29 protein-coding genes and 1 other annotated feature are annotated in these 24,214 nt (G+C 45.3%); of the genes, 27 read left to right on the top strand and 2 right to left on the bottom strand.

Annotated elements, in window-relative coordinates; genetic code table 11:
- Window positions 1–15: 15 nt before the first annotated feature.
- From GFC30_RS14100 to pheA, 27 genes are all read left to right on the top strand, one after another.
- A complete protein-coding gene (locus GFC30_RS14100) occupies window positions 16–1,272 on the top strand; it encodes a G5 domain-containing protein (protein WP_066326492.1) in 1,257 nt (418 codons plus the stop codon).
- 8 nt (window positions 1,273–1,280) lie between these two features.
- The gene (locus tag GFC30_RS14095) at window positions 1,281–2,948 is read left to right on the top strand and encodes a GspE/PulE family protein (RefSeq protein ID WP_066326490.1); all 1,668 of its coding nucleotides are present in this window, start codon (window positions 1,281–1,283) and stop codon (window positions 2,946–2,948) included.
- Window positions 2,949–2,958: 10 nt separating this feature from the next.
- Window positions 2,959–3,999 carry a type IV pilus twitching motility protein PilT gene (locus GFC30_RS14090; protein WP_066326485.1) on the top strand — a complete coding sequence of 347 codons (1,041 nt, stop codon included), beginning with the start codon at window positions 2,959–2,961 and terminating at the stop codon, window positions 3,997–3,999.
- Window positions 4,000–5,211 carry a type II secretion system F family protein gene (locus tag GFC30_RS14085; protein ID WP_066326483.1) on the top strand — a complete coding sequence of 404 codons (1,212 nt, stop codon included), beginning with the start codon at window positions 4,000–4,002 and terminating at the stop codon, window positions 5,209–5,211.
- Between the two features lie 68 nt (window positions 5,212–5,279).
- Window positions 5,280–5,729, top strand: a complete 450-nt coding sequence (locus tag GFC30_RS14080; protein ID WP_066326481.1) for a prepilin-type N-terminal cleavage/methylation domain-containing protein — start codon at window positions 5,280–5,282, stop codon at window positions 5,727–5,729.
- 28 nt (window positions 5,730–5,757) lie between these two features.
- Entirely contained in the window at window positions 5,758–6,525 is a 768-nt protein-coding gene (locus GFC30_RS14075; RefSeq protein WP_066326480.1) for a prepilin peptidase, read from the top strand.
- A 24-nt stretch (window positions 6,526–6,549) separates the two neighbouring features.
- The gene (pilM, locus tag GFC30_RS14070; protein ID WP_066327444.1) at window positions 6,550–7,494 is read left to right on the top strand and encodes a type IV pilus biogenesis protein PilM; all 945 of its coding nucleotides are present in this window, start codon (window positions 6,550–6,552) and stop codon (window positions 7,492–7,494) included.
- Window positions 7,478–8,062: a PilN domain-containing protein gene (locus GFC30_RS14065; protein ID WP_066326479.1), complete on the top strand. Its 585-nt coding sequence runs from the start codon at window positions 7,478–7,480 to the stop codon at window positions 8,060–8,062. Before pilM ends, GFC30_RS14065 begins: the two co-directional genes overlap by 17 nt.
- A 2-nt stretch (window positions 8,063–8,064) precedes the next feature.
- Complete coding sequence (locus GFC30_RS14060; RefSeq protein WP_066326477.1) at window positions 8,065–8,820, top strand: pilus assembly protein PilO; 756 nt, start codon at window positions 8,065–8,067, stop codon at window positions 8,818–8,820.
- Window positions 8,821–8,834: 14 nt separating this feature from the next.
- Window positions 8,835–9,296, top strand: a complete 462-nt coding sequence (locus tag GFC30_RS14055; RefSeq protein ID WP_066326476.1) for a pilus assembly FimT family protein — start codon at window positions 8,835–8,837, stop codon at window positions 9,294–9,296.
- A gap of 109 nt (window positions 9,297–9,405) precedes the next feature.
- The gene (locus GFC30_RS14050; RefSeq protein ID WP_066327442.1) at window positions 9,406–10,227 is read left to right on the top strand and encodes a hypothetical protein; all 822 of its coding nucleotides are present in this window, start codon (window positions 9,406–9,408) and stop codon (window positions 10,225–10,227) included.
- Between the two features lie 108 nt (window positions 10,228–10,335).
- Complete coding sequence (locus GFC30_RS14045) at window positions 10,336–10,914, top strand: Maf family protein (RefSeq protein WP_066326475.1); 579 nt, start codon at window positions 10,336–10,338, stop codon at window positions 10,912–10,914.
- Window positions 10,911–11,591, top strand: coding sequence for a RadC family protein (gene radC / locus GFC30_RS14040; protein WP_066326473.1), 681 nt, complete (start codon window positions 10,911–10,913; stop codon window positions 11,589–11,591). Before GFC30_RS14045 ends, radC begins: the two co-directional genes overlap by 4 nt.
- A gap of 140 nt (window positions 11,592–11,731) precedes the next feature.
- Window positions 11,732–12,754, top strand: a complete 1,023-nt coding sequence (locus GFC30_RS14035) for a rod shape-determining protein (RefSeq protein WP_066326472.1) — start codon at window positions 11,732–11,734, stop codon at window positions 12,752–12,754.
- Window positions 12,755–12,770: 16 nt separating this feature from the next.
- Window positions 12,771–13,634, top strand: a complete 864-nt coding sequence (gene mreC / locus GFC30_RS14030) for a rod shape-determining protein MreC (RefSeq protein WP_066326470.1) — start codon at window positions 12,771–12,773, stop codon at window positions 13,632–13,634.
- Window positions 13,631–14,143 (top strand): rod shape-determining protein MreD, encoded by a 513-nt coding sequence (mreD, locus tag GFC30_RS14025; protein WP_066326467.1) that lies wholly within the window; start codon window positions 13,631–13,633, stop codon window positions 14,141–14,143. The genes mreC and mreD overlap by 4 nt, the downstream gene beginning before the upstream one ends.
- 39 nt (window positions 14,144–14,182) lie before the next feature.
- Window positions 14,183–14,869, top strand: a complete 687-nt coding sequence (gene minC / locus GFC30_RS14020) for a septum site-determining protein MinC (protein ID WP_066326466.1) — start codon at window positions 14,183–14,185, stop codon at window positions 14,867–14,869.
- A 2-nt stretch (window positions 14,870–14,871) separates the two neighbouring features.
- Window positions 14,872–15,678: a septum site-determining protein MinD gene (minD, locus tag GFC30_RS14015; protein ID WP_066326465.1), complete on the top strand. Its 807-nt coding sequence runs from the start codon at window positions 14,872–14,874 to the stop codon at window positions 15,676–15,678.
- An 85-nt stretch (window positions 15,679–15,763) separates the two neighbouring features.
- A complete protein-coding gene (locus GFC30_RS14010; RefSeq protein ID WP_066326463.1) occupies window positions 15,764–16,510 on the top strand; it encodes a M23 family metallopeptidase in 747 nt (248 codons plus the stop codon).
- Window positions 16,503–17,366: a M50 family metallopeptidase gene (locus GFC30_RS14005; protein WP_066326462.1), complete on the top strand. Its 864-nt coding sequence runs from the start codon at window positions 16,503–16,505 to the stop codon at window positions 17,364–17,366. The genes GFC30_RS14010 and GFC30_RS14005 overlap by 8 nt, the downstream gene beginning before the upstream one ends.
- A gap of 116 nt (window positions 17,367–17,482) precedes the next feature.
- Window positions 17,483–17,558: a sequence feature (ribosomal protein L21 leader region), on the top strand.
- Between the two features lie 15 nt (window positions 17,559–17,573).
- A complete protein-coding gene (rplU, locus tag GFC30_RS14000) occupies window positions 17,574–17,882 on the top strand; it encodes a 50S ribosomal protein L21 (RefSeq protein WP_066326461.1) in 309 nt (102 codons plus the stop codon).
- 10 nt (window positions 17,883–17,892) lie between these two features.
- On the top strand, window positions 17,893–18,231 hold the full coding sequence (locus tag GFC30_RS13995; protein ID WP_066326460.1) for a ribosomal-processing cysteine protease Prp: 339 nt from the start codon (window positions 17,893–17,895) through the stop codon (window positions 18,229–18,231).
- Between the two features lie 6 nt (window positions 18,232–18,237).
- Window positions 18,238–18,528 carry a 50S ribosomal protein L27 gene (rpmA, locus tag GFC30_RS13990; protein ID WP_044742903.1) on the top strand — a complete coding sequence of 97 codons (291 nt, stop codon included), beginning with the start codon at window positions 18,238–18,240 and terminating at the stop codon, window positions 18,526–18,528.
- Window positions 18,529–18,653: 125 nt separating this feature from the next.
- Window positions 18,654–19,196, top strand: coding sequence for a sporulation initiation phosphotransferase B (locus GFC30_RS13985; protein ID WP_066326459.1), 543 nt, complete (start codon window positions 18,654–18,656; stop codon window positions 19,194–19,196).
- 16 nt (window positions 19,197–19,212) lie between these two features.
- Complete coding sequence (gene obgE, locus GFC30_RS13980; RefSeq protein ID WP_066326457.1) at window positions 19,213–20,499, top strand: GTPase ObgE; 1,287 nt, start codon at window positions 19,213–19,215, stop codon at window positions 20,497–20,499.
- Window positions 20,500–20,517: 18 nt separating this feature from the next.
- Window positions 20,518–20,961 (top strand): ACT domain-containing protein, encoded by a 444-nt coding sequence (locus GFC30_RS13975; protein WP_066326456.1) that lies wholly within the window; start codon window positions 20,518–20,520, stop codon window positions 20,959–20,961.
- A 17-nt stretch (window positions 20,962–20,978) separates the two neighbouring features.
- The gene (gene pheA, locus GFC30_RS13970; protein WP_066326455.1) at window positions 20,979–21,827 is read left to right on the top strand and encodes a prephenate dehydratase; all 849 of its coding nucleotides are present in this window, start codon (window positions 20,979–20,981) and stop codon (window positions 21,825–21,827) included.
- A 640-nt stretch (window positions 21,828–22,467) separates the two neighbouring features.
- On the opposite strand, the gene GFC30_RS13960 is transcribed toward pheA, so the two are convergent.
- The gene (locus GFC30_RS13960; RefSeq protein WP_066326452.1) at window positions 22,468–23,004 is read right to left on the bottom strand and encodes a transcription repressor NadR; all 537 of its coding nucleotides are present in this window, start codon (window positions 23,002–23,004) and stop codon (window positions 22,468–22,470) included.
- Window positions 23,001–24,146 (bottom strand): IscS subfamily cysteine desulfurase, encoded by a 1,146-nt coding sequence (locus GFC30_RS13955; protein WP_066326448.1) that lies wholly within the window; start codon window positions 24,144–24,146, stop codon window positions 23,001–23,003. The genes GFC30_RS13960 and GFC30_RS13955 overlap by 4 nt, the downstream gene beginning before the upstream one ends.
- Between the last annotated feature and the right edge of the window lie 68 nt (window positions 24,147–24,214).

Genomic DNA, 24,214 nt, shown 5'->3' with positions numbered 1-24,214 from the left:
AGGAGGATTTTCGTTGTGCGGCCAGTCGCGGCAGCAAAACTATTTTTTGTCATTGTTCTTTGCACCATCTATCTTATTAGCGTTTCACAAATCGGTCCTACTGTTTATGAATCATTGGTTGCCAACGATACGGACTTTGCTGCCGGAACGATAATCGGTTCGGTTTCGGTTGCTTCGTTCTCAAAAGAAGAAGCGGCGCAAAAACTACAAGCGAAAGTGAACGAATGGAAAACGTCCGCCCAACTGACGCTTATTTATCAAGAAAAAACAGTAGCAATCCCGACGAGATTGTTTACATTTCGAGTGGAACAGAGTGTACAACAAGCTGTGAATGGTCATCCGTCGCAGCTTGTTGTGCAACTAGATAAAGAAGCCGTTTCCGCCCTTGCCGAACAGCTTATTACACCAGCGCTTGCTTCGTCGCTTCAGCTCGATAAGTTAGCCAATGACATCATGAAAAGCGCTGCGCTATTGCAACGAAATCGCGAGCCGTTCGACCTTGCACGCTATATTGGGCAACAAGCAACGGAAAGAACAGCGGTAAGTGTAGGGAGTATAACGAACTTAAGAGAACAGAAAGCAGAAGTTATTGCATGGGTTGAGCATCACTCATCGATTGAAATAAAAGGGAAAACGCTCCTGTCGCTTGCTGCATATATGAAAGGAATGTCCTCGTTAGCGATGAGCACTATTGCATCCGCTGTGTATCAAGCGATATTGCCGACGAATTTTACTGTTGTCGAACGTCATACGAGCCGCAGCTTACCCGACGGGATTCCACTTGGCTATGAAGCAAAAGTCGATGGGAAAATAAGCGATTTACGTGTATATAACCCGAACACAACGGCGTATACGCTACAATTTCAAACGGTTGGAAACGGATTTCGTGTGACGTTATATGGCTTGCCGTTTGCATATCAATATGTCATCAAAACGGGAGAAGTAGAGTACTTTCCGCCAAAGACGGTCGTGCAATACAACCCATCGTTGAAGCCTGGGGAACGATACGTGAAAGACTCCGGACGCCAAGGAATGCTTGTAAAAGTGAAAAAAGAAACGTATGACGAAAACAAACAGTTGGTGGGAACAGAAGTCATTTCCGAAGATTTTTATCCGCCAGTGCATGCGACCGAAGTGCGTGGGTTAGAACTTGGTACGGCTCCAACAAACGAAACAGAAAATCCTTCGTCTAGTGAAACGCAAAACAACGAACAAACGAAAACACCAACCCAAGAAGAACAGCCAAATGAAAGCGATCAGTACGAAAAGTAGGGATGACGATGACGAAAAGACAAGAACGGAAACGGTTGGGTGATTTATTAGTAGAAGCAGGACTAATTACAGAAGCGCAGCTACAAGAAGCGCTCCAGCAAAAAGCGCCTGGGCAAAAGCTTGGCGATGCGCTTTTGCAACGCGGCTACATTACAGAACAGCAGTTGATTGAAGTGCTGGAATTTCAGCTTGGCATTCCACACGTCAGCTTGTACCGCTATCCGATTGATCCAAAATTGACAAATTTAATTCCGAAAGAGTTTGCGAAACGGCACATGGTCATGCCGCTCAAGGCAGAAGGAGACCGGCTGCTTGTAGCGATGGCGGATCCAATGGATTTTTTCGTCATTGACGATTTGCGGCTTTCAACTGGCTTTCATATCGAAACGGCGATCGCCTCGAAAGACGATATTTTACGGGCAATTAATAAATATTACGACATCGATGAGTCGATGGAAGATTTTTTGCGGATGACGCCAACGCAAGAAACGGTCGAAGAAGAGCGGATAACGGAAGAAGACTCGCCGATTGTTCGGCTCGTCAATCAAATATTGCAGCTGGCGGTTGAGCAGCGAGCGAGCGACATTCATATCGACCCGCAAGAAACGAAAGTACTAATTCGCTATCGGGTGGACGGGGTGCTACGGACGGATCGCGCGCTCCCGAAGCATATGCAAAGCGTGTTAACCGCAAGAATTAAAATTTTAGCAAATATGGATATAACCGAGCATCGCGTTCCGCAAGACGGTCGGATTAAAATGAATATAGACTTCCACCCCGTCGATTTGCGCGTATCGACGTTGCCGACCGTGTATGGCGAAAAAATCGTCATGCGCGTCCTTGATTTAGGAGCAGCGCTTAACGATATTCAAAAGCTTGGGTTTAATAAACTTAACTTACAGCGATTTATTGAGTTGATTGAGCGGCCGACCGGAATTGTGTTGATTACGGGACCGACTGGGTCAGGAAAATCATCGACGCTCTATGCTGCATTGAACCGGTTAAATAGTGAAGAAGTCAACATTATTACAATTGAAGATCCGGTCGAATATCAGCTCGAAGGCATTAACCAAATTCAAGTCAATCCGAACGTCGGTTTAACGTTTGCGCAAGGGTTGCGTTCGATTTTGCGCCAAGACCCGAACATTATCATGGTCGGGGAAATTCGCGACCGCGAAACAGCGGAAGTAGCAGTTCGTGCGTCGCTAACCGGACATTTAGTGCTTAGTACGTTGCATACAAATGACGCACTTAGCACCGTTACGCGCTTAATTGACATGGGGATTGAGCCGTTTCTAGTGGCAACATCGCTCGCTGGCGTTGTTTCGCAGCGGCTTGTGCGCCGAGTTTGCCGAGATTGCCAATATGAACAAGAGCCGACGAAGCGGGAAATGGAAATTTTCGCGCGACGCGGCATGAAAATTGAGAAAGTTATTCGCGGTCGCGGCTGTCCGACGTGCAATATGACTGGGTATAAAGGGCGGATCGCTCTTCATGAATTGCTTGTGATGACCGACGACATGCGCCGCGTCATTTTGAATCATGAACCGTTTTCGAAATTGCGTGAATTGGCGATGAAAAACAAAATGATTTTTTTAATTGATGACGGATTGTTAAAAGTAAAGCAAGGAATTACTACGCTTGAAGAAGTATTAAAAGTAACGACGTTAAGTTAAGGGGAGAACGATGAAACGAATAGATCATTTGTTGCGTGCCGCATTTGAATGGAAAGCGTCAGATGTGCATTTGACGGTCGGCGTACCGCCAATTATGCGCATTAACGGAGAGTTGAAACGGTACGGACAAGATGTGTTGCGTCCGGAAGATACGGAAGAGATGGCAAAAGCAATCGTTTCACCATCGCTATGGTCGCGATTCGAAGAACAAGGGGAAATTGACTTTTCGTATAGTATCCCTAGCGTTTCCCGTTTTCGTGTCAACGTATTTAAACAGCGTTCGTGCGTTTCGCTTTCGATTCGTGTCATCCCGACAAAAATCCCGACAATTGACGAACTACGGCTTCCAGAAGTGTTAAAGCAAATTGCCGCAAAGCCACAAGGGCTTGTGCTTGTCACTGGACCGACAGGGAGCGGGAAATCGACAACGTTGGCAGCGATGATTGACTACATGAATAAAACGATGAAAAAGCATATTATTACGCTCGAAGACCCAATCGAATATTTGCATAAACACGGCGGCTGCGTTATCGACCAACGCGAAGTGGGGTTTGATACGAACAACTTTGCGAACGGATTGCGCGCCGCGTTACGCCAAGACCCAGACGTTATTTTAGTCGGTGAGATGCGCGATTTAGAAACGATTCATACCGCGATTACCGCTGCGGAAACAGGGCATCTCGTCTTAGGAACGCTTCATACATCAAGCGCGCCGGCAACGATTGACCGAATAATTGACGTCTTTCCGCCAGCACAGCAAGCGCAAATTCGCATTCAGCTTGCTTCTGTTCTCGTCGCCATTATTTCGCAACGCCTATTTCCAAACGTGCAAAAGACAGGGCGCGTCGCAGCGACAGAAATTTTAGTGAATAACGCTGCCGTTGCCAATTTAATTCGCAACGAAAAAGTACACCAAATCGTCAACGTCATGCAGACGAGCCGCGCTTTAGGAATGCACACGCTTGCGACGAACATAAAAGAGTTAGTACAGGCAGGGCTCATTTCAAAAGACGTAGCCGAACCTTATCTTATCGAGGAGCGTGGCGAATAAATGCCGCAATTTAAATACGAAGGACGAAATATGAAAGGACAGCGGCAAACGGGAACGATTACAAGCGCTTCAAAGCGGGAGGCAATCGTCAAGCTGCGGCAAAAAGGAATTAAAGTCGTCGATTTGCAAGAAGTGCCGCAAACGTTATTAACGAAAGAAATTACATTTGGCAACGCTGTGAAGCTGCAAGATTTCGTCATTTATTTGCGCCAGTTTTCGACGCTATTGAAAGCAGGTGTCTCTGTTGTTGATTCGACGCGCATTTTAGCGAGCCAAACCGACAGCAAAGCGCTGCAAAAGGCGCTTGCCGATGTGGAAGAAGAATTGCGCGCGGGAAATCCATTGTCAAGTGCAGCGGCAAAACATCCGCGCATTTTCCCGCCGATGTTTGTGAACATGATGAAGGCGGGAGAAGCGGGCGGAAACATGGATGAAACGCTCGAGCGGCTTGCGGAGCATTTTGAAAAAATTCATCGCACAAGGCAAAAAATTGTGTCTGCGCTCGCGTATCCGATTGCCGTTGGCATTATCGCGATTGCGGTCGTCATCTTTTTGTTAGTGAAAGTCGTTCCAACGTTTGTCGCGATGTTTGCTGATTTTCACGCCGAACTTCCGGCGATTACAAAATTTGTACTATCGGCGAGCAAATGGATGCAGACATACTGGTGGTTAGTTGTCATCGCGCTTGTTGGCATGTATGTGCTTTTTACGATGTTACGAAAACAAAAACAGACGAAATATTACCTCGATTACGTGCTATTGCGCTTGCCGATTTTCGGCAAACTAATGCAAAAAGCGGCGCTTGCCCGCATGACGAGGACGTTAAGCTCGCTATTTTCCAGTTCGGTGCCGATTTTACAGGCGCTTTCCATTGTAGAAGCGGTCATTGAAAACGAAGTGATTGCGAGTGTAATGAAACAAGCGCGCGATGCGCTTGAGCGCGGACAGTCATTGACAGAACCGATGAAAAAACATTGGGTGTTTCCGCCGCTTGTGACGCAAATGATTGCGATTGGCGAACAGACAGGCTCGCTTGATGCGATGCTTGCCAAAGTCGCTGACTTTTATGAAGCGGAAGTCGAAGCGGGTACCGACCGGTTAAAATCGCTCATTGAACCGCTCATGATCGTCCTTTTGTCCGGCATCGTCGGTACAATCGTTACGTCGATTATCGTTCCAATGTACGATATTTTTAACCATATCCAGCAATAAGCGTTTGCAAAAAATGATAGATAATGTAAAATGATAGATAAAAAGACTTATAAAAAGGAGAGGAAAATATGTTCAAACGCTTTTTGAAAAATGAGCGAGGCTTAACATTAATCGAATTGCTCGCCGTCATTGTCATTTTAGGAATTATCGCGGCGATTGCGATTCCGAGTATTGGAGCAATTATTGACAATTCTAAGAAAGATGCGCATATTGCTAATGCAAAACAGCTAGTAAATGCAGCGAGACTAGCAATAACGGCTGATTCATCAAACACTACCAAAGCTAAGTTTACTATGAAAGAGTTGGTTGATGGAGGATATTTAGAGAAGGTGCCGAAATCTCCTGGAGATAGTGGGGATTATGACTCCACAAATAGTTTTGTAACTGTAACAAAAGACGCAACTACAGGAAATTTAAGCTATACAGTCACTCTTGCTACAGGAGGAGCTAACTCATTTAAGTATATAGATAACAAAGATCCGGAAACTTTAAAACGAAGTGATGTATCGTTGAAGTAAAATAAAAAATAAGGGCTAGTCGATAAATATGTTTATTGCCATTTTACTTGACCATCTTTATGTTTTTTTTCTCGGCCTCCTTCTCGGCTCTTTTTTCAACGTCGTCGGGCTACGGGTGCCGGTGGGGGAGTCGATTGTTAAACCTCGTTCGCATTGCCCACGTTGTCAGCGCACGCTGACGGCGTGGGAGCTTATTCCTGTCGTTTCGTATGTGGTGCAACGTGGGAAGTGTAAAGGATGTGGGGTTGGCATTTCGCCGCTTTATCCAGCGGTTGAGCTCATGACGGCGATTCTTTTTACGATGTCGCCTTTTTTGGTGGGATGGTCAAAAGAATTGATCGTGACATGGACGCTCGTGTCATTATTAATGATTATTTTTGTTTCTGATATTCGCTATATGATTATTCCTGACCGAGTGCTGCTTTTGTTTGCAGCTTTTTTTATCATCGAACGTATTTTTATTCCGTTTTCTCCATGGAGTGATTCACTTATTGGCGCTTTCGTTGGCTTTTTCCTATTGTATGGTATCGCTGTCGCAAGCAAAGGCGGCATGGGTGGGGGTGACATTAAACTATTCGCCCTCCTCGGCTTTGTCCTCGGCTGGAAAATGGTGTTATTAGCGTTCTTTTTTTCGACCGTTTACGGGACGGTGTTTGGTCTGATTGGGATAGCGCTCGGCAAAGTACGCCGCAAAGAGCCAATGCCATTTGGACCTTACATTGTGTTTGGGACATTCACCGCCTATTTTTTTGGACAAGCGATTATCGAATGGTATAAGCAATGGATTTTCTTTTAATACGAGGGAAACAATATGAATAGGATGAATTTATTCAAACCGCGGCACAAAGTAGCTAACCTTGTCATCAAAGACCATGTCATTCGCTATGTAGAACTAAAACCGACCGATCCGTTTACGATTCAAAAACATGGGGAGCGCGACTTGCCAAAAGGGCTCATTCATGATGGGAAAATAATGGATCGCGAAACGGTTACGATGATTTTAGAAGAATGTGTGGACGAATGGAAGTTAAAAAATAGACGCGTCCGTTTTCTCGTTCCCGACCCGGTCGTCGTCATTCGCCGGCTTTCATTGCCAGCTGATTTACAAGAAGATGAAATTCGCGGCTATTTATTTATGGAGCTTGGAACGACGATTCATTTACCGTTTGAACATCCGGTATTTGATTACGCGCTACTAGAGAAAACGAGCGAAAAACTTACGATCTTATTGTTTGCTGCTCCAGAACCAATTGTTCGAGATTACGCGGAACTGTTAGAAGAAGTAAACGTTCGACCGATCGTAGCCGACGTTTCGCCGCTATGCGTCTATCGGCTCTTTCACGCCGCTGACCAAGTGCGGCGCGACGACCATTTGCTCATCGTACAAATCGATGAATCTTCTGTCAACGTCAGCGCCTTTTTTAACGACGCGCCGATTTTTATGCGGCAATTGTTGTTTGAAGTGCCCAATGAAACTATTCGCCAAGACGAATGGTTTCGTCCGTTCGAAGACGTATATAAAGAAATCGAACGAGTCATGAACTTTTATCGTTTTTCACTGCAACAAGGGAACGCTCAAATTACAAAAATTTTTTTAACGGGCGACCATCCAAAATTGCCACATCTTCATGAAGCGATGCAAGAGCGGTTCGACGTTCCAGTCGAACGGCTAACCGAGCCGTTTGCATCAGCTATTGAACCGCGCTACCATTTAGCTTGGGGACTTGGACTAAAAGAGGGAACAGCGTATGCTCATCGACGTTAACTTACTGCCAAAAAAAGAACCGAAAAATATCGTGCTGCTCGTTAGTGTTCTTCTATTGTTTGTGATGGTGCTTGCTGGTGGGGTGTTCTTTTATTTTTCTGTCCAGCAAGCAAACGAGCAAGTGGAGTCGCTCACCGAACAATTAAAACAGTTGCGTGCGCTTGAGGCTGCAGAACAGCAAAAACAACAAAGTGTACAGTCGCAAAACGAAGTGCAAGAACTAAAAAAGACGGTCGAATGGGCGCAGCAATATCCTTTAAAAACAGTACGTTTGTTGCGCGAATTAACAAAACAGCTGCCGGAGCGCGGTTTTTTTATGAATTTTTCCTATACAGAAGATGGAACAGTGAAAATCACGGTGCAGTTTGATACGAGTGAAGATGCTGCTTATTATTTGAAGCGATTGGAAGAATCGCCGTTTATTGCCGACGTGCAACTTAAAAGCGTTACAACGACGGGCGAACAAAATGAAAATAAAACGGAAGAACGCGACGTGTTGCCGCGCTATTTAGCGCAATATGAGCTGCATGTCAATAAAAATGCGTTAAACGAGAAAAAGGAGCAGTAACGATGACTGTTCGAATTGGAAAACGCGAAGCGATGTTATTGTTATTGATGCTAGTTGTCGCCAGCGCCGTGTTTACTTTTCTTTATTTCTATACGTTAAAACCGCTTCACCTCCGTGTGGCGGAATTAAAAACAACGGTGGCAAATGAACAAAAGTTGGTCACTACACTGCAATCACAAACAGCAAAGCAGCAAACAGACATGATCGATAGCGCTGTCGAACTACAAAAACGAGTGCCGGTCAAACCGCTTGTAGAGCAACTTTTGCTTGATTTAGAAAAAGCGGAAGTCGTTTCGGATAGCTTTATTCCGAACATGTCATTTAATGAAGATGCTGGGATAGGCGCATCACAACAAAGCGCTGCTGCTTCTTCCGCCACCCAACAACCGTCTACTACGCAACAAAATAAAGCTTCCATTACGCTTCCTGCTGGCTTAAAAAAGGTAACGGTTCAGTTGACGGTGCAATCGCCATCGTATTATCAACTCGAGCGCTTTTTACAAACGTTAGAACAATTGCCGCGCATCGTTTCGGTGGAATCGCTATCGTTTACAGGAAATCCGGAGCTGACGTCGGTCGAATCGACCGTCCATCCGTTAACGTACTCGTTAACAGTTAGCGCGTTTTACCATCCAGGCTTAGCAAGCTTGCAAAATCAAGTACCGCCGTTTGACGTTCCGCCTTCAAGCGACAAGCAAAACCCATTAACCGAGTTAATTCCGCCGTCTTCGGACGATGAATCGTCAACGCAACGGTAGAGGGGGCGGATACGATGCTGCCACGGATGAACCGAGGGATGACTCTGTTTGAGCTGCTTGCGGTTATCGTTATTTTAGGAATTGTCGCATCGATTGCTGTCATTATTGTCACGAACGTTATTGAAAAAATGCGCCTGCACGCGTTCGTTTCCGATGCGTATGCGATGTACGAAGCGGCGAGGCTTCATGTTGGAGCGGAAAAAGTTGAATTTTTGGAGCCGAGGTCGTCGGAAACATTAACGTACAAACAGCTTGTCGAAGATGGGGTGCTTGAACCAATCAAAGACCCGTTTACCGGAAACGTTTTATCGACCGAAACAAACCGATCGTACGTGTTGATTAAAAAAGACGAAAACGGTCGGCTCAATTATTTTATTTGTCTAAAAGGGGAAACGAAACAACTTTGTTCATATAGCGATACGCAAGCGGAAATCCCAGTAGACGAACTGTCCACCTCCCTTATTGAAGATAATTAATGCGAAATTTGACGAAAACCTTCGAGAACGAGACGACAAATGTCTTGTTCTTTTTTTTCGCAAATATGATAAGATGAGCAAAGAATCGACGAAATGGGATGGTGACAAAATGGACGAGCAAACGAAAATTACGGTGAAAATTAACGGAGAAGAGCGCCCTTTTATGATGGAGAAGCTAGCCGTAGAAAACGAAATAAGCGCTACTGTCGAAGAGGAAGCGGTATCTACGGTATTAGCTCCTTTTGAAAAAACACCCGCAAAACCGATGAAACGAATGCTTCACACTCGCGTAAAAACAGCGCTTTTTTCGATTTTGTTAGCGGTCATCATCGGGACAAGCTTTGGATTTATTGTCCTTCACATCGTGCCAAAACAAAAAGAAACGGCTTCTTTGCCACTTTCACCAGTTTCTTTGGCGAAAGAAACGCCAGCGAACAAAGAAGTGGCCGAGCCATTGACCGTTGCTGTTATCCAAGCTGGGGTATTCAGTGAGGAAAAAGCAGCAAAAACGTACGCTAAGCAGCTGCAAGCCTCGCAAATTCCGGCGGTGCTCGTCGGGACACAACCGATCGCCATATGGATTGGTGTCGGTGCGGACAAACCATCGCTTGCGCCGCTTGTCGAACACTTTAAGCAAAGAGGATTGACGACATATGTAAAACCGATTGTTGTTTCTTCTCTCAAAGACAAAACTAGCCAAACGTTATATTCATCAATGGCGGATTTGTCTACCAAGTTGCTCACGAATTCCGACGTTTCAGAAACAGCGTGGACAAGCCTAGAAACGCAATATAAAGAAACAAAGCAAAAAAGCGAGCAGCTCGAGAAAGCGTATGTTTCGTTAATCGCTTATCGAAAACAAAAAGAAACTTTCCTTCTTTGGAACGCGCAGCAAAACTTGCTTGCCATGTTGCAAAAAGAAGTCAAATGAAGTCGAAAGAAGCGAAATGCTTCTTTTTTTGTCAAAAAAATTGTATCAAATGACGAAATTTGCTACGATACAAGTGTATCTTCCAATTTGAAACGAAAGGTGATCGATATGACACAGCTTATTTTGGCCTCTAGTTCTCCTCGCCGCCGGCAGCTACTCGAAATGGCTGGTCTCCGTTTTGACGTCCTCGTTAGTGAAATCGACGAACAAATCCAATCAAACGAATCTCCAGAGCAAATCGTTCAGACGCTTGCTGTTCAAAAAGCAAAAGCGGTACAACCAACGAATCCCAATGCGTATATTATCGGTGCGGACACCATCGTCGTCTATAACGGACAGATTCTCGGGAAGCCAAAGACGACGGAGGAAGCGCACGAAATGTTGCGCGCATTATCTGGGAAAACGCACGACGTATTTACCGGCGTCGCTATTATCTCTCCACACGAAGAAACGACGTTTGTCGAGTGGACGGAAGTAACATTTTGGGAATTAACGGAAGAAGAAATTGCTGCTTACATCGAAACAGGCGAGCCGATGGATAAAGCAGGGGCATACGGCATTCAAGGGAGAGGAGCATTGTTTGTCAAGCGCATTGTCGGTGATTATTATGCCGTAATGGGCTTACCTCTTGCCAAAACAGTACGGGAATTAGCGAAACTCGGTTGGAAAAAGGAGGGGAATACATGACGTTAATGATTCGCGACGTTCCGAAAGAGGCGCGGCCGCGAGAACGGCTTCTTTCGGACGGACCGGAGAGCTTATCGAATCAAGAACTGTTAGCGCTTTTACTGCGCACAGGCACAAAAAAAGAGTCGGTGCTGCAACTTGCCCAGCGCTTGCTCCACCATTTTGAAGGGCTTCGTTTATTAAAAGACGCAACCGTCGAAGAAATGACGAGCATTAAAGGGATTGGCGAAGCGAAGGCGATTCAAATTTTAGCCGCGATTGAACTTGGTCGGCGCATCGGCCGCCTCACTTATGACGAACGATACGTAATTCGTTCGCCGGAAGATGGGGCAAAATATGTGATGGACGATATGCGCTTTTTATCCCAAGAACATTTTGTTGCCATTTATTTAAATACGAAAAATCAAGTCATCCACCGCAAAACGGTTTTCATCGGGAGTTTAAACGCCTCCATCGTTCACCCGCGCGAAGTATTTAAAGAAGCCATTAAACGCTCTGCCGCTTCTATTATTTGCGTCCATAACCATCCTTCAGGGGATCCGACCCCAAGCCGTGAAGACATCGAAGTGACACGCAGACTTGCCGAATGCGGTCGCATTATCGGCATTGAGCTGTTAGATCATCTCATTATCGGCGACCAAAAATTCATCAGCTTGAAAGAAAAAGGATATGTGTAATAGTTCTCTTTTTTTAACGAATGCGCTATAATAACAGTTATGAGTTTTTCTTCACCGTTTTCAGGCGGTGTTGTACAAAATAAAGAATAATGGATAAAATGAACGAGAAGTATTTCGTTTCAGAAAGGAAGATACATGCTATGTTTGGATTTGGCACAAGAGATCTTGGAATCGACTTAGGAACGGCCAACACTCTTGTATACGTAAAAGGAAAAGGAATTGTCGTGCGTGAGCCATCAGTAGTGGCATTGCAAAAAGATACAAAACAAATTGTTGCCGTCGGAAACGAAGCGAAAAATATGATCGGGCGTACGCCTGGGAATATTGTTGCTTTGCGTCCGATGAAAGACGGCGTTATCGCTGACTACGAAACGACAGCGATTATGATGAAATATTATATTAATCAAGCGTCGAAAAATAAGGGATTTTTCGCTGGAAAGCCGTATGTGATGGTATGCGTGCCGTATGGAATTACAGCGGTGGAAGAGCGTGCGGTCATCGATGCGACAAGACAAGCTGGAGCGCGTGATGCGTACACGATTGAAGAGCCGTTTGCAGCGGCAATTGGAGCGAATTTACCAGTATGGGAACCAACGGGAAGCATGGTCGTTGATATTGGTGGGGGAACGACGGAAGTGGCCGTCATTTCGCTCGGTGGCATCGTCACGAGCCAATCGATCCGCATCGCTGGTGACGAAATGGACGAAGCCATTATTCAATACATTCGCAAAACGTACAACTTAATGATCGGCGAGCGGACAGCGGAGGCAATCAAAGTCGAAATTGGCTCGGCTGGAAACCCAGAAGGAATTGGCTCAATGGAAATTCGTGGACGCGATTTATTGACCGGTTTACCAAAAACGATTGAAATTACAGCCGAAGAAATCGCCGGGGCGCTTCATGACACCGTATACGCAATCGTTGATTCAGTAAAAAATACGCTCGAAAAAACGCCACCGGAATTAGCAGCGGATATTATGGATCGCGGCATCGTTTTAACAGGGGGCGGCGCATTGCTTCGCAACCTCGATAAAGTCATTAGTAAAGAAACGGACATGCCAGTCATCGTTGCCGAAAATCCGTTAGATTGCGTTGCGATCGGGACAGGAAAAGCGCTCGATCATATTCATTTGTTTAAAAATAAAGCAAGAGATCATCACTAGTAAGAAGGTGTAACCTATGCCACAATTCTTTTTAAACAAACGACTGATTTTATTGCTCGTCAGTATTATTTTTCTCGTGGCATTGATTGGTTTTTCTTTGAAGGACCGGAAAGAATTAACGTGGTCGGAGCAGTTTGTAAAAGATACTTCCGGTTTTGTCCAGTTTTTGTTTCATCAGCCCGCACAGCTCGTTGCGGGCTTCTTTGAGAATGTACAAGACATGAAAAATACATATAAAGAAAACAAGCTATTAAAAGCGCGGTTAGAAGAGTATGTGATGTTAGAAGCAGAGGTGCAGACGCTCAAAAAAGAAAACGAAGAACTTCGTGCAGTGCTTGATAAAAAAGAAAGTTTGCGTGATTTTATCCCCATTGAAGCGACCGTTATTGGAAGAAACCCAGACCGTTGGCAAGAAATGGTCATTATTAATAAAGGAGAACAGCAAGGGATTAAAAAAGATATGGCGGTGATTACATCGTCTGGACTCATTGGAAAAATTCAGCATGCATCGCAGTTTACGTCAACGGTGCAACTACTGAGCGCCATTGATAGGCAAAATCGTATTTCTGCTTACGTCCAAGGAAAAGACGGTAGCGTGTTTGGGTTGATTGAGGGATATGATGATAAGCGGCAAGCACTGCTTTTTAAACAGATTCCATTTGATGCAAACATCGAAAAAAATCAACTCGTCTTAACGTCTGGGCTTGGCGGCATTTTTCCGAAAGGGCTTCCGATTGGCGAAGTGGAAGAGGTTGTGCCAGATGAGTATGGATTGACGAAAATGGCATACGTCAAACCAGCGGCTAACTTTTACGATGTCGACGAAGTGATTGTCGTCAAACGGAAAATTGATGCCGTGCAAGAGGGGGAAACGAAGTGAGAAAGCTGTTTCTTCCTTTTCTTTCAGTTGTTTTTTTTGTTAGTGAAAGCTTGTTTGTCGAGTTATGGCCCAAACATCTATGGTATGAGCAGTACGTGTTTGTGCCGCGCTTTTTATTAATTTTTCTTCTTTTTGTCACCGTTTATGTGACGCGAACACATGGGATGGTATACGGCGTAATTTTCGGTCTATTATACGACGTTGTGTATACTGAGATTCTCGGCGTTTATATGTTTGCTTTTCCATTAATCGCTTACATCGCAGCGAAGGTGATGAAATGGTTTCACACACATTTAGCAGTGACTTGTTTTCTTAGTATGGTGTTCATTTCTGTCCTTGAATGTTATGTATATGGAATTCAATTGCTAATCGGAAAAACCACGATGTCGTTCGAGCAATTTTATTCGTATCGCCTGTTGCCGACATTGCTTGTCAATGCCCTTTTTCTTCTTGTTTTTTCGTATCCGCTAAAACAGCGGTTAGTAAAGATGTGCGAGCGGGAAGAATGACAAGGAAAATGGACAAAAGTTGTAGAATTATCCGTTGAGGTGAACGTTGTGAGTAAGCAAAGATCATATGTCACAATAAAAGGAACGAAAGACGGGTTGACGTTGCATCTCGATGATATGTGTTCTTACGAGGAGTTAATGACAGAGCTAGATGACAAATTAACCTTAAATGCAGCGGATGCAGACGGACCGCTCATTTCCGTACATCTAAAAATCGGGAACCGCTATTTTACACCGACACAAGAAGAGGAAGTGCGGGCGCTCGTTCGTGGCAAGAAAAATTTAGTCGTCGGATCAATTGAGAGCAATGTCGTAACGAAAGAAGAAGCATATGAATGGAAGCGAAAAAATGAGGTTGTACCCGTCGCCAAGATCATTCGTTCCGGTCAAGTGTTGCACGTAGATGGGGATTTGTTGCTTATTGGCGATGTCAATCCGGGCGGAACTGTGATTGCGGGAGGAAACATTTTCATTCTCGGGGCATTGCGCGGCATTGCCCATGCGGGTTGTTACGGCAACAAAGAAGCAGTTATCGCTGCTTCTGTGATGAAGCCGATGCAACTTCGTATTAGCGACGTGATGAATCGCGCCCCAGACTATAAGACAGAAGAACGGAGCGAAATGGAATGCGCGTATATTGATGACACGAATCAAATTGTCGTCGATCGTTTGCAGCTACTGACACATTTGCGGCCGAATTTGACAAGGATAGAAAGGAGACTGTAACCGTGGGAGAAGCTATCGTCATTACGTCTGGAAAAGGTGGCGTTGGGAAAACGACTACAACCGCAAACTTAGGAACAGCGCTTGCGCTGTTAGGAAAACGCGTCTGCCTTGTGGATACGGATATCGGTTTGCGCAACCTCGATGTCGTGATGGGTCTTGAAAACCGCATCATCTATGATTTAGTCGATGTTGTCGAAGGGCGTTGTACCGTGCAAAAAGCGTTAGTGAAAGATAAGCGCTTTGACGATAAATTATATTTGCTTCCTGCAGCGCAAACGAGCGATAAATCAGCGGTCATGCCGGAGCAAATGAAGCAGCTTGTCGATGAATTAAAGCAAGATTACGATTACGTCTTAATCGACTGTCCTGCCGGCATTGAGCAAGGATATAAAAACGCGGTCGCTGGGGCGGATGAGGCAATTGTTGTCACGACGCCAGAAGTGTCGGCCGTGCGCGATGCTGACCGGATTATTGGATTGCTAGAAAAAGAGGAACATATTAAGCCTCCACGTCTTGTCATTAACCGCATTCGTAGCCATATGGTGAAAAATGGGGATATGCTTGATATTGACGAAATTGTCATGCATTTGTCGATCGATCTATTAGGCATTATCGCCGACGATGAAAACGTCATTAAAGCATCAAACAATGGGGAGCCGATTGTGCTTGACCCGACGAGCAAAGCATCGATTGCTTACCGAAACATCGCCAGACGAATTCTTGGGGAATCGGTACCGCTGCAGCCGTTAGAAGAAGAACAAAAAGGCGTTTTTTCCAAACTAAAAAAATTTTTCGGTGTTCGAAGCTAGTGTGATGGCACTAGCTTTTTTTTCGCATACGAACACGACTTGTCTCATACATTGGTACAAACAGGTGGTGGAGGAATGGTGAGACATGGATAAGCGTGTGCGCGACGTTCGCAAACGAATCGAAAGACGAAAGCGAGAAACGAGCCGAATTTCCCGTCCGTTTGACCTGATCGACGAAGAACGATACGGACAGCCGATCGTTACGTATGACCGGTACGTAACGGACGAGAAGCCGCCGTTTTTTCGTAAAGAACTAGTGTTAGTAAAAACGTTTTTTGCTGCTTGCCTCGTCTTAATAGCAGCAATCGCGTTTAAAAATCCGTCCGAAACGCTTCAGCCTATTCGTTCGCTCGTAAAACAGACGATGACGCAAGAATTTCAATTTGCTGCCATCTCAAAATGGTATGAACAACAATTTGGTGAACCACTTGCCATTTTGCCTACGGAAAAGGGGAAAAAGTCATCGAATTCACCGACCTATGCGATTCCTGCGACAGGGCGAGTACTTGAAAAATTTACGGAAAATGGACAAGGAATTATGGTTGAAACAGACAATAATGCTTCGGTGGAAGCCATGAGCGAAGGAATCGTCATTTTCACTGGAACGAAAGAAAAAATCGGCAAAACGGTTATCATTCAACACGCGGATGGAAGCGAATCATGGTACGGGAATTTAGGAACGATTACGGTCAAACTGTATGATTTTGTTGAAAAGGGAAAAGAAGTCGGAAAAGCGGCAAACGAAACAAACGGCGCTAAAGGGGTATTTTATTTTGCCATTAAGCAAGGCGACCGCTTCATTGACCCAATTCAGGTGGTTCCGTTTGAATAAGTACGTAGCATTATTGGCGAAAGTTCATCTCCATCCGCTCTTTTGGTTGTTAAGCGGGCTGGCAGTAGTGACGGCGCATTTTAAGCAACTACTTATTTTGTTTTCGATTGTTTTCATTCATGAATTAGGGCATGCTATTGCCGCGCAATGGTTTTCTTGGCGTGTGAAGCGCATTTTATTGCTTCCGTTTGGTGGAGTGGCAGAAATGGATGAATACGGCAATCGCCCATTTCGCGAAGAGCTAGTTGTCACGCTTGCTGGCCCAGCGCAGCACGTTTGGCTAGTTGGTGGTGCCTTTCTTTTATGGAAATACGATATATTGTCATTTGCCTATTGGCAGTTGTTTTTCCATTATAACGTGGCGATTGTTGCGCTCAATCTTTTGCCCGTTTGGCCGCTCGATGGCGGTAAGCTTCTCTTTCTTTTATTGACGCGTTTACTCCCATTTAGCCGTGCGCATCGGCAAACCATTATCTATTCGTGCGCAGTGTTATTTGTTGTCATTGTGGGCATTTTCTTTTTTGCACCGAAACAATTGGATCTTTGGCTAATTGTCGTTTTTTTGCTTTTTTCCCTATGGAAAGAATGGAAACACCATCCGTATATCATCATGCGCTTTTTGTTGGAAAGGTATTATGGCAAAAAAGGACAATATGCAAAATGGCGTCCGCTAACCGTGGAGGAAACAGAAACAGTGTGGAACGTTCTAGATAAATTTTATCGGGGGCAAAAACATTCTATCATCGTTGGGAAGCAAGCGAAGGATCGCGCCATTTTAGATGAAAATGAGTTGTTGCATGCCGTTTTTGCCGACAAGCAGCCAAACATTCCTGTCGGGCGGCTTCTCTATGGATGAAAACGAGGCGGACGTATTGACAGTCCGCTTTTTTTTATGGTACTATTTTTCATGTTGTAGAAAAATTTTGTGCTGCTTCGTTGCGGACAAAATTCGGTGCAAAAGTGGTTACAGCACCCGTGCTACAACCGCTCAGCGCAGGTAAGAAGCGTTCGCGTGAACCGCCTCGTGCTGGCGAGTCTTAGTCTATATTAGGAGGTGCAACAAATGTACGCAATTATCGAAACTGGTGGAAAACAAATTAAAGTGCAAGAAGGTCAAGAAGTTTACATCGAGAAGCTTGACGTTGCAGAAGGAGAAACTGTGACGTTCGACAAAGTATTATTTGTCGGCGGCGAAATAGTGAAAGTAGGCAATCCTACAGTAGAAGGCGCAACGGTAACGGCGAAAGTACAAAAACACGGCCGTCAAAAGAAAATTATCGTGTTCAAGTACAAGCCGAAAAAGAACTATCGCCGCAAACAAGGTCACCGTCAACCTTACACAAAAGTAGTGATCGAAAAAATTAACGCGTAAGGCGTCGACGATGATACATGTGGAAGTAGAGCGCACAGACGATGGAAAAATTGCCTCGTTTACGATGAGCGGACACGCCCAATTCGCGAAACGCGGGCAAGATATCGTATGTGCTGGAGCCTCTGCAGTGTCGTTTGGTGCGATTAATGCGGTAATGGCTTTAACGAACGTAAAACCGCGCATTACGCAAGGAGAAAGCGGATATTTGCGCTGTGAGCTTCCAAGTGTGGAAGATGCGCAAACAAGCGAAAGAGTGCAGCTTCTTTTGGAAGCGATGCTCGTTTCATTGCAGACGATTGAAAAAGAGTATGGGAAATATATTCGAATTGCCGACAAATCTAGGAGGTGACGAGCAATGTTAAGACTTGATCTTCAATTTTTCGCATCGAAAAAAGGGGTAGGTTCAACAAAGAACGGTCGTGACTCTATTGCGAAACGTCTTGGCGCAAAACGTGCAGACGGCCAATTCGTAACAGGCGGCTCTATTCTTTACCGTCAACGCGGAACAAAAATTTACCCAGGATTAAACGTTGGCCGTGGTGGCGACGATACACTTTATGCGAAAGTAGATGGCATCGTTCGTTTCGAACGTCTTGGTCGCGATCGCAAAAAAGTGAGCGTATACCCTGTAACGCAAGAAGCATAAAGCATTGGAAAACTCTAACCGTGTTGGTTAGGGTTTTCTTTTTGATTTAGCAAAAATGATTTAGACTAGCTGTTTGACTGACCATTTGGTATAATTTTTCTAAAAATGAATGGGTAGGAGCGTCGATGGAAAAACGATGGAGTGTGTTAGATGCGTTGCGCCATTCTCGTCATGACTGGCTGAACAAAATTCAGCTTATTAAAGGGAATTTGGCGCTCAATAAATTGGAGCGGGTGCACGAAATTATCGCAGAAATTGTGCGGGAGATGCAACACGAATCGAAACTGACGAATTTAAACGCAAGCCGGTTTGCGGAATGGCTATTAACATACAACTGGGAAGCGCATCATGTCGTCGTATCATACGAAATACTTGGGGACGGGGGCGATTTGTCCCTGTATGATGAGCTGCTAGTGACGTGGTGCGATGCGTTTTTGCAGCAACTTGAGCAACAAGCCGATTCCTCTGGGGAAAATCATTTGGACATCTCGATTGAGATAGAAGACGCTAGTGTGCGGTTGTTTTTCGATTACCGTGGCAAAATAAAAGATGGCGACGCTCTAGCTATGTGGCTGGACAGTCATCCACCGAAAGCCCCTATTCGTTGTGGGGAGGCATTCATACATAAAGAGGAAATGACGGTTTTGCTTTACATTACGAACGAATAGAACGGAGGAAACACGCATGTTTGTCGATCAAGTGAAAATTTATGTGAAAGGCGGTGACGGCGGAAACGGAATGGTGGCGTTCCGCCGTGAAAAATACGTGCCCAAAGGAGGACCTGCCGGCGGCGACGGCGGCAAAGGCGGCGACGTTGTTTTTATCGTCGATGAAGGGCTCCGTACGCTCATGGACTTTCGCTACCAACGCCATTTTAAAGCGTCCAAAGGTGAAAATGGCATGTCGAAAGGCCAGCACGGTAAAAATGCGGAAGATTTAGTTGTCAAAGTGCCGCCGGGAACGGTCGTGATGGATGCGGAAACAAAGCAAGTGCTTGCCGATTTGACGGAGCATGGGCAGCGGTTTATCGTTGCGAAAGGTGGGCGAGGGGGAAGAGGCAATATGAGGTTTGCGACCCCAGCGAATCCGGCGCCCGAAATTGCCGAAAATGGCGAACCGGGCGAAGAACGCGATGTCATTTTGGAACTGAAATTGCTCGCGGATGTCGGTCTTGTTGGTTTTCCAAGTGTTGGAAAATCGACGCTGCTATCGGTCGTTTCCGCCGCAAGACCGAAAATTGCGGATTATCATTTCACAACACTTGTGCCAAATTTAGGCGTCGTCGAAACGGAAGATGGCCGCAGTTTTGTCATGGCCGATTTGCCAGGGCTCATTGAAGGGGCGCATCAAGGTGTCGGACTTGGGCATCAATTTTTGCGCCATATTGAACGGACGCGCGTCATTGTTCATGTGATTGACATGGCTGCTGTGGAAGGGCGTGATCCGTACGAAGATTATGTCGTCATTAACGAAGAGTTGAAGCAATACAATTTGCGTTTGACGGAACGCCCGCAAATTGTCGTCGCCAATAAAATGGACATGCCAGGGGCGGAAGAACATTTACAGGTGTTTAAGGAAAAGGTGTCGAAAGACGTGCCGATTTTCCCGATTTCTGCCATTACAAGACAAGGGTTGCGTGATTTGTTGTTTGCGATTGCTGATTTGTTAGAGACGACGCCGGAATTTCCGCTTCACGAAACAGAAGAGCCAGCGGTACAGCGGGTAGTGTATAAACTTGAAAAAGAAGAGGCACCGTTTACGATTACGCGTGATAGCGACGGAACGTTTATTTTGGCAGGAGAAAAAATTGAAAAACTGTTTAAAATGACAGACTTCTCGCGCGAGGAGTCAGTGCGCCGGTTTGCACGGCAATTGCGCTCGATGGGTGTAGATGAGGCGTTACGGGAGCGCGGTGCGAAAGATGGAGATGTGGTGAAATTATTGGATTATGAATTTGAATTTGTTGACTAACGAAGCGGGAGATGAAGGGTGGATAAAAAGTTTTATTTAGTGCGGGAAGATGTGTTGCCGGAAGCGATGCGAAAAGTGTTACAGGCAAAAGAGCTGCTGGATAGGAAAAAAGTTAGTTCGGTGGCAGAGGCGGTGCAGCTCGTCGATGTAAGCCGCAGCGTATTTTACAAATATCGCGATGCGGTGTTTCCGTTTCAAACGGTTGTGAAAGAAAGCATTGTGACGTTGTTTTTTCATTTAGAGGACCGATCTGGCACGTTGTCGAAGCTGCTTAGCGTTGTGGCGGCGGCCGGCTGCAACGTATTAACGATTCACCAAACGATTCCGCTTCAAGGGCGGGCGAATGTGACGATGTCGATTAGTACAAACGAGATGAAAGAAGAGCTAGAAGAGCTGCTAGCAAAATTGCGCCGACTGGAATTTGTCGAACAAGTAGAAATTGTAGGGTCTGGTGCGTATTAGAATTAGGGGAGAGAACGATGAAAATTGGCTATTTAGGACCGAAAGCGACGTTTACGGATTTAGCGGTGACGACGATGTTTCCACTTGCGGAAAAAAGGGCATACGATACGATTCCGGAGTGCATCGATGCGGTAAGCAATGGGGAAGTAGAGATAGGGGTAGTGCCGCTTGAAAATGCGCTCGAAGGGTCGGTGAATTTAACGATTGACTATTTAGTTCACGAACAGCCGCTGCCGATTGTCGGGGAGATTATCGCCCCGATTCAGCAACATTTAATGGTGCATCCGTATTATAAGCATCATTGGAGCGACGTGCGCGAAATTTATTCGCATTCGCATGCGATTGCCCAGTGCCATAAGTTTTTGCATACGACGTTTAAAAAAGCGAAATACGTCTATATGACTTCGACAAGCGCAGCGGCGAAGTTTGTAAGCGAGCATCCGCACCTTCCGATTGCGGCCATTGCAAACGAATTAGCAGCGAAAGAATACGGATTAGAAATCGTGAAAGCAAACATTCATGACTACGACTATAACCATACGCGTTTTATTATCGTCCGCAAACAAAGCGAAGAGCTACCGCTTCAATCGACGCTTTATGCCGGTGATAAAACAACGCTCATGATTACGCTGCCGAAAGACCAAGCGGGTGCGCTCCATCAAGTGTTGTCCGCCTTCGCTTGGCGCCGTCTGAACTTGACGAAAATCGAATCCCGCCCGGCAAAAACCGGGCTAGGCAACTACTTTTTCATCATCGACATCGACCAAAAGATGGACGATGTTCTTATCCCAGGCGCGATTGCCGAACTCGAAGCGCTTGACTGCACCGTGCAAGTGTTGGGAAGTTATCCGTATTATATTATTTAGAAAACCCCCAGCCGCGCGCGGCTGGGGGTTAATTTGTGGAGCCAATGGGAGTCGGCTCAACTAGGTAAAATATGCAGTTCATAAAGTGCTATAGCAAGAATAAGAGTGACCACTAGCGACGGAATCCATATTGTTGGCTTGATTTTTACCTTGTCCAACTGGTACCGCTTATACACTGCACTGCTGGTGATAAAAAATATAGCAATCACAGAAACAATAACAACACTTTGAAGAATGGGTGACGGAATATATTTCTCTACCCCGTATTGAATGCTTCTCCCAAACAACAAAGCGAAGATGAAGAAACTAAAAAGATGGATGCTCATGTTCTCACCTAATGATTATATTTGCTTTAAGATATATACATGCAACTGGAGAGTTCCACTTATTTTTTCGACTGCCAGAGGAAGCCAAAGGTTTGCCTGCGTCACGCGTTCGCGTGACAGAGAACCGAACAACGAGCCGCCTCCCAGACAAATTCATTTGTCTAGGAGCGGTGTTGTTCAGTCGCCCGACAGTGGAAAAATGTTAACACTTCAATGTGCATTTATATAGATTTATTAATTGAAATTTCTGTATTAAAAGTTTTACCAACATGTAAAAAAGGATTAGATTACGAAGCATTCGTAAGTGAATCCGGTCATTCGATGAGGAATCCTGCTTGTTGCAAAGCAAGACAAGCCGCTTCCAGCTTAGCAGGCGAGTCCGCTTCCAGCGTATGCAAATGCGTACCGTCTGTCAGCTGGAGCAAAAACGAAGCGTTCGTTTCTTTAATTTTTTGAATGAATTGGTTCACTTCGCGGCGGTTGCTGACCATGACGGACGCGGTTAAATCGCCGTAGACGGGATGCTCAATTTTCACGTCTTTGACGGTGACGCCGTGGTCGACGATTAAATAAAGTTCTTCTTTCGTCTGTTCTGGCGTATGAAAGCAGGCGACCACGCGCGTATATGTTTCATTTTTCGTTGGCGTTTTTAAATATAAATAGCCTTGGCTTGTCGCAATGATCGGTTCATTGCGCGCTTTTAATAGCGAAATATCTTGCACAATCACTTGGCGGCTGACGTTCGTCTTCGCGGCTAATTCTGCTCCCGTCAATGGCTCATTGCTTTCTTTTAGCCATTGCAAAATAAACTGGCGCCGTTCTTCCCCAAAAATTTTTTTCTCCTCTTTCAATTGTCTTTTCCCACCTTTCGCTTTTGACAAATGGTTTCTAACACAGCAATCAACTTTGCGAGTTGTTCTGTCGTCGTCGGTTTGCCGAGCGAAATGCGGACAAATTGTTTCGCTTCTTCTACTTCTTTGCCGATCGTAACCATCGTTCTTGATGGTGCTTGCTTTCCGACTTGGCAAGCGCTTCCTGTCGAGATGGCAAAGCCGTAACGGTTGCATTCAAGCATCGTATATTGTCCTTCGATGCCGTGGACAGAAAACCCGATAATATTTGGCAAATGCTCCTCTGGATGCCCTTCAATCGTGATGGACAGCTGTTTTTCCGCTACTTGCGAAAGGAAATATTGCCGCAACGCTTCTAATCGCATCTTTTCCTCCGTAAGTTCCCTGCACATTTGCTGGGCAGCAGTAACGAAAGCAGCAATCCCAGGCACATTGACCGTTCCAGGGCGAAAGCCCGATTCGTGCGTGGCGTTATGAAAACAAGGCGTCCACTTGATGCGTGGGTCGATGTAGACAGCACCGACTCCTTTGGGTCCATAAATTTTATGGGCAGAAATAGACAAGCTATCGATCCCCATCGCTTGCACATCTACCTGTATTTTACCAAATGTTTGCACACAATCGCTATGAAAGATAACGCCATTTCTTCGTAAAATCTTCCCGATATCAGCAATTGGTTGAACCGTACCGATTTCTGAATTGGCGTGATGAATGGAGGCGAAAATCGTTTCGTTTGTAATCGCCTGCTCTAACTCCGCTAAATCGATGCATCCGAAGCGATCGACAGGCAAATAGGTCACGTCATATCCTTCTGTTTCTAGCTGCTGGAATAAGTGATAAAGTGAAGCATGTTCTGTTGATGTTGTGATAAGATGGTTTCCTTTATGCCGATGTGCTTCGATGATAGAGCGAACGGCGAGAATATTCGATTCGCTTCCGCCGCTTGTAAAATAAATCCCTTTTTCTTCTCCGTTAATCAATTCCGCAAGCTGTTTCCGGCAAATTGCAAGCAATCGGGCGGCATCGCTGCCGATGTCGTGTAAACTGCTGGAGTTGCCAAAATACGTTCTCGCTACTTCTGTATAAACGGCGAGCGCTTCTTCGCTCATCGGAGTGGTAGCAGCAAAGTCGAGATAAATCATACGTCTTCCCTCTCATTTGGAAAAATAAAATTCTTGTCATCAGTTTAATTATATGTCAATATAGGTGT

Origin of the sequence: Anoxybacillus amylolyticus, assembly GCF_001634285.1 — a bacterium.
In the GTDB taxonomy this organism is placed as follows: Bacteria; Bacillota; Bacilli; order Bacillales; family Anoxybacillaceae; genus Anoxybacteroides; species Anoxybacteroides amylolyticum.
This window is presented reverse-complemented; position numbering and strand designations above follow the sequence as displayed.

Excerpts from the sequence above, each read along its gene's own strand:
- GFC30_RS14035 (WP_066326472.1), top strand. The coding sequence starts at position 11,732 with ATGTTTGGATTTGGCACAAGAGATCTTGGAATCGACTTAGGAACGGCC.
- GFC30_RS14075 (WP_066326480.1), top strand. The coding sequence starts at position 5,758 with ATGTTTATTGCCATTTTACTTGACCATCTTTATGTTTTTTTTCTCGGC.
- pilM (WP_066327444.1), top strand. The coding sequence starts at position 6,550 with ATGAATTTATTCAAACCGCGGCACAAAGTAGCTAACCTTGTCATCAAA.
- pheA (WP_066326455.1), top strand. The coding sequence starts at position 20,979 with ATGAAAATTGGCTATTTAGGACCGAAAGCGACGTTTACGGATTTAGCG.
- GFC30_RS14090 (WP_066326485.1), top strand. The coding sequence starts at position 2,959 with ATGAAACGAATAGATCATTTGTTGCGTGCCGCATTTGAATGGAAAGCG.
- GFC30_RS14010 (WP_066326463.1), top strand. The coding sequence starts at position 15,764 with ATGGATAAGCGTGTGCGCGACGTTCGCAAACGAATCGAAAGACGAAAG.
- obgE (WP_066326457.1), top strand. The coding sequence starts at position 19,213 with ATGTTTGTCGATCAAGTGAAAATTTATGTGAAAGGCGGTGACGGCGGA.
- radC (WP_066326473.1), top strand. The coding sequence starts at position 10,911 with ATGACGTTAATGATTCGCGACGTTCCGAAAGAGGCGCGGCCGCGAGAA.
- mreC (WP_066326470.1), top strand. The coding sequence starts at position 12,771 with ATGCCACAATTCTTTTTAAACAAACGACTGATTTTATTGCTCGTCAGT.
- rplU (WP_066326461.1), top strand. The coding sequence starts at position 17,574 with ATGTACGCAATTATCGAAACTGGTGGAAAACAAATTAAAGTGCAAGAA.
- GFC30_RS14065 (WP_066326479.1), top strand. The coding sequence starts at position 7,478 with ATGCTCATCGACGTTAACTTACTGCCAAAAAAAGAACCGAAAAATATC.
- GFC30_RS14085 (WP_066326483.1), top strand. The coding sequence starts at position 4,000 with ATGCCGCAATTTAAATACGAAGGACGAAATATGAAAGGACAGCGGCAA.
- GFC30_RS14050 (WP_066327442.1), top strand. The coding sequence starts at position 9,406 with ATGGACGAGCAAACGAAAATTACGGTGAAAATTAACGGAGAAGAGCGC.
- GFC30_RS13985 (WP_066326459.1), top strand. The coding sequence starts at position 18,654 with ATGGAAAAACGATGGAGTGTGTTAGATGCGTTGCGCCATTCTCGTCAT.
- GFC30_RS13955 (WP_066326448.1), bottom strand. The coding sequence starts at position 24,146 with ATGATTTATCTCGACTTTGCTGCTACCACTCCGATGAGCGAAGAAGCG.
- GFC30_RS14045 (WP_066326475.1), top strand. The coding sequence starts at position 10,336 with ATGACACAGCTTATTTTGGCCTCTAGTTCTCCTCGCCGCCGGCAGCTA.
- GFC30_RS13995 (WP_066326460.1), top strand. The coding sequence starts at position 17,893 with ATGATACATGTGGAAGTAGAGCGCACAGACGATGGAAAAATTGCCTCG.
- GFC30_RS14095 (WP_066326490.1), top strand. The coding sequence starts at position 1,281 with ATGACGAAAAGACAAGAACGGAAACGGTTGGGTGATTTATTAGTAGAA.
- rpmA (WP_044742903.1), top strand. The coding sequence starts at position 18,238 with ATGTTAAGACTTGATCTTCAATTTTTCGCATCGAAAAAAGGGGTAGGT.
- GFC30_RS14080 (WP_066326481.1), top strand. The coding sequence starts at position 5,280 with ATGTTCAAACGCTTTTTGAAAAATGAGCGAGGCTTAACATTAATCGAA.
- GFC30_RS14060 (WP_066326477.1), top strand. The coding sequence starts at position 8,065 with ATGACTGTTCGAATTGGAAAACGCGAAGCGATGTTATTGTTATTGATG.
- GFC30_RS14055 (WP_066326476.1), top strand. The coding sequence starts at position 8,835 with ATGCTGCCACGGATGAACCGAGGGATGACTCTGTTTGAGCTGCTTGCG.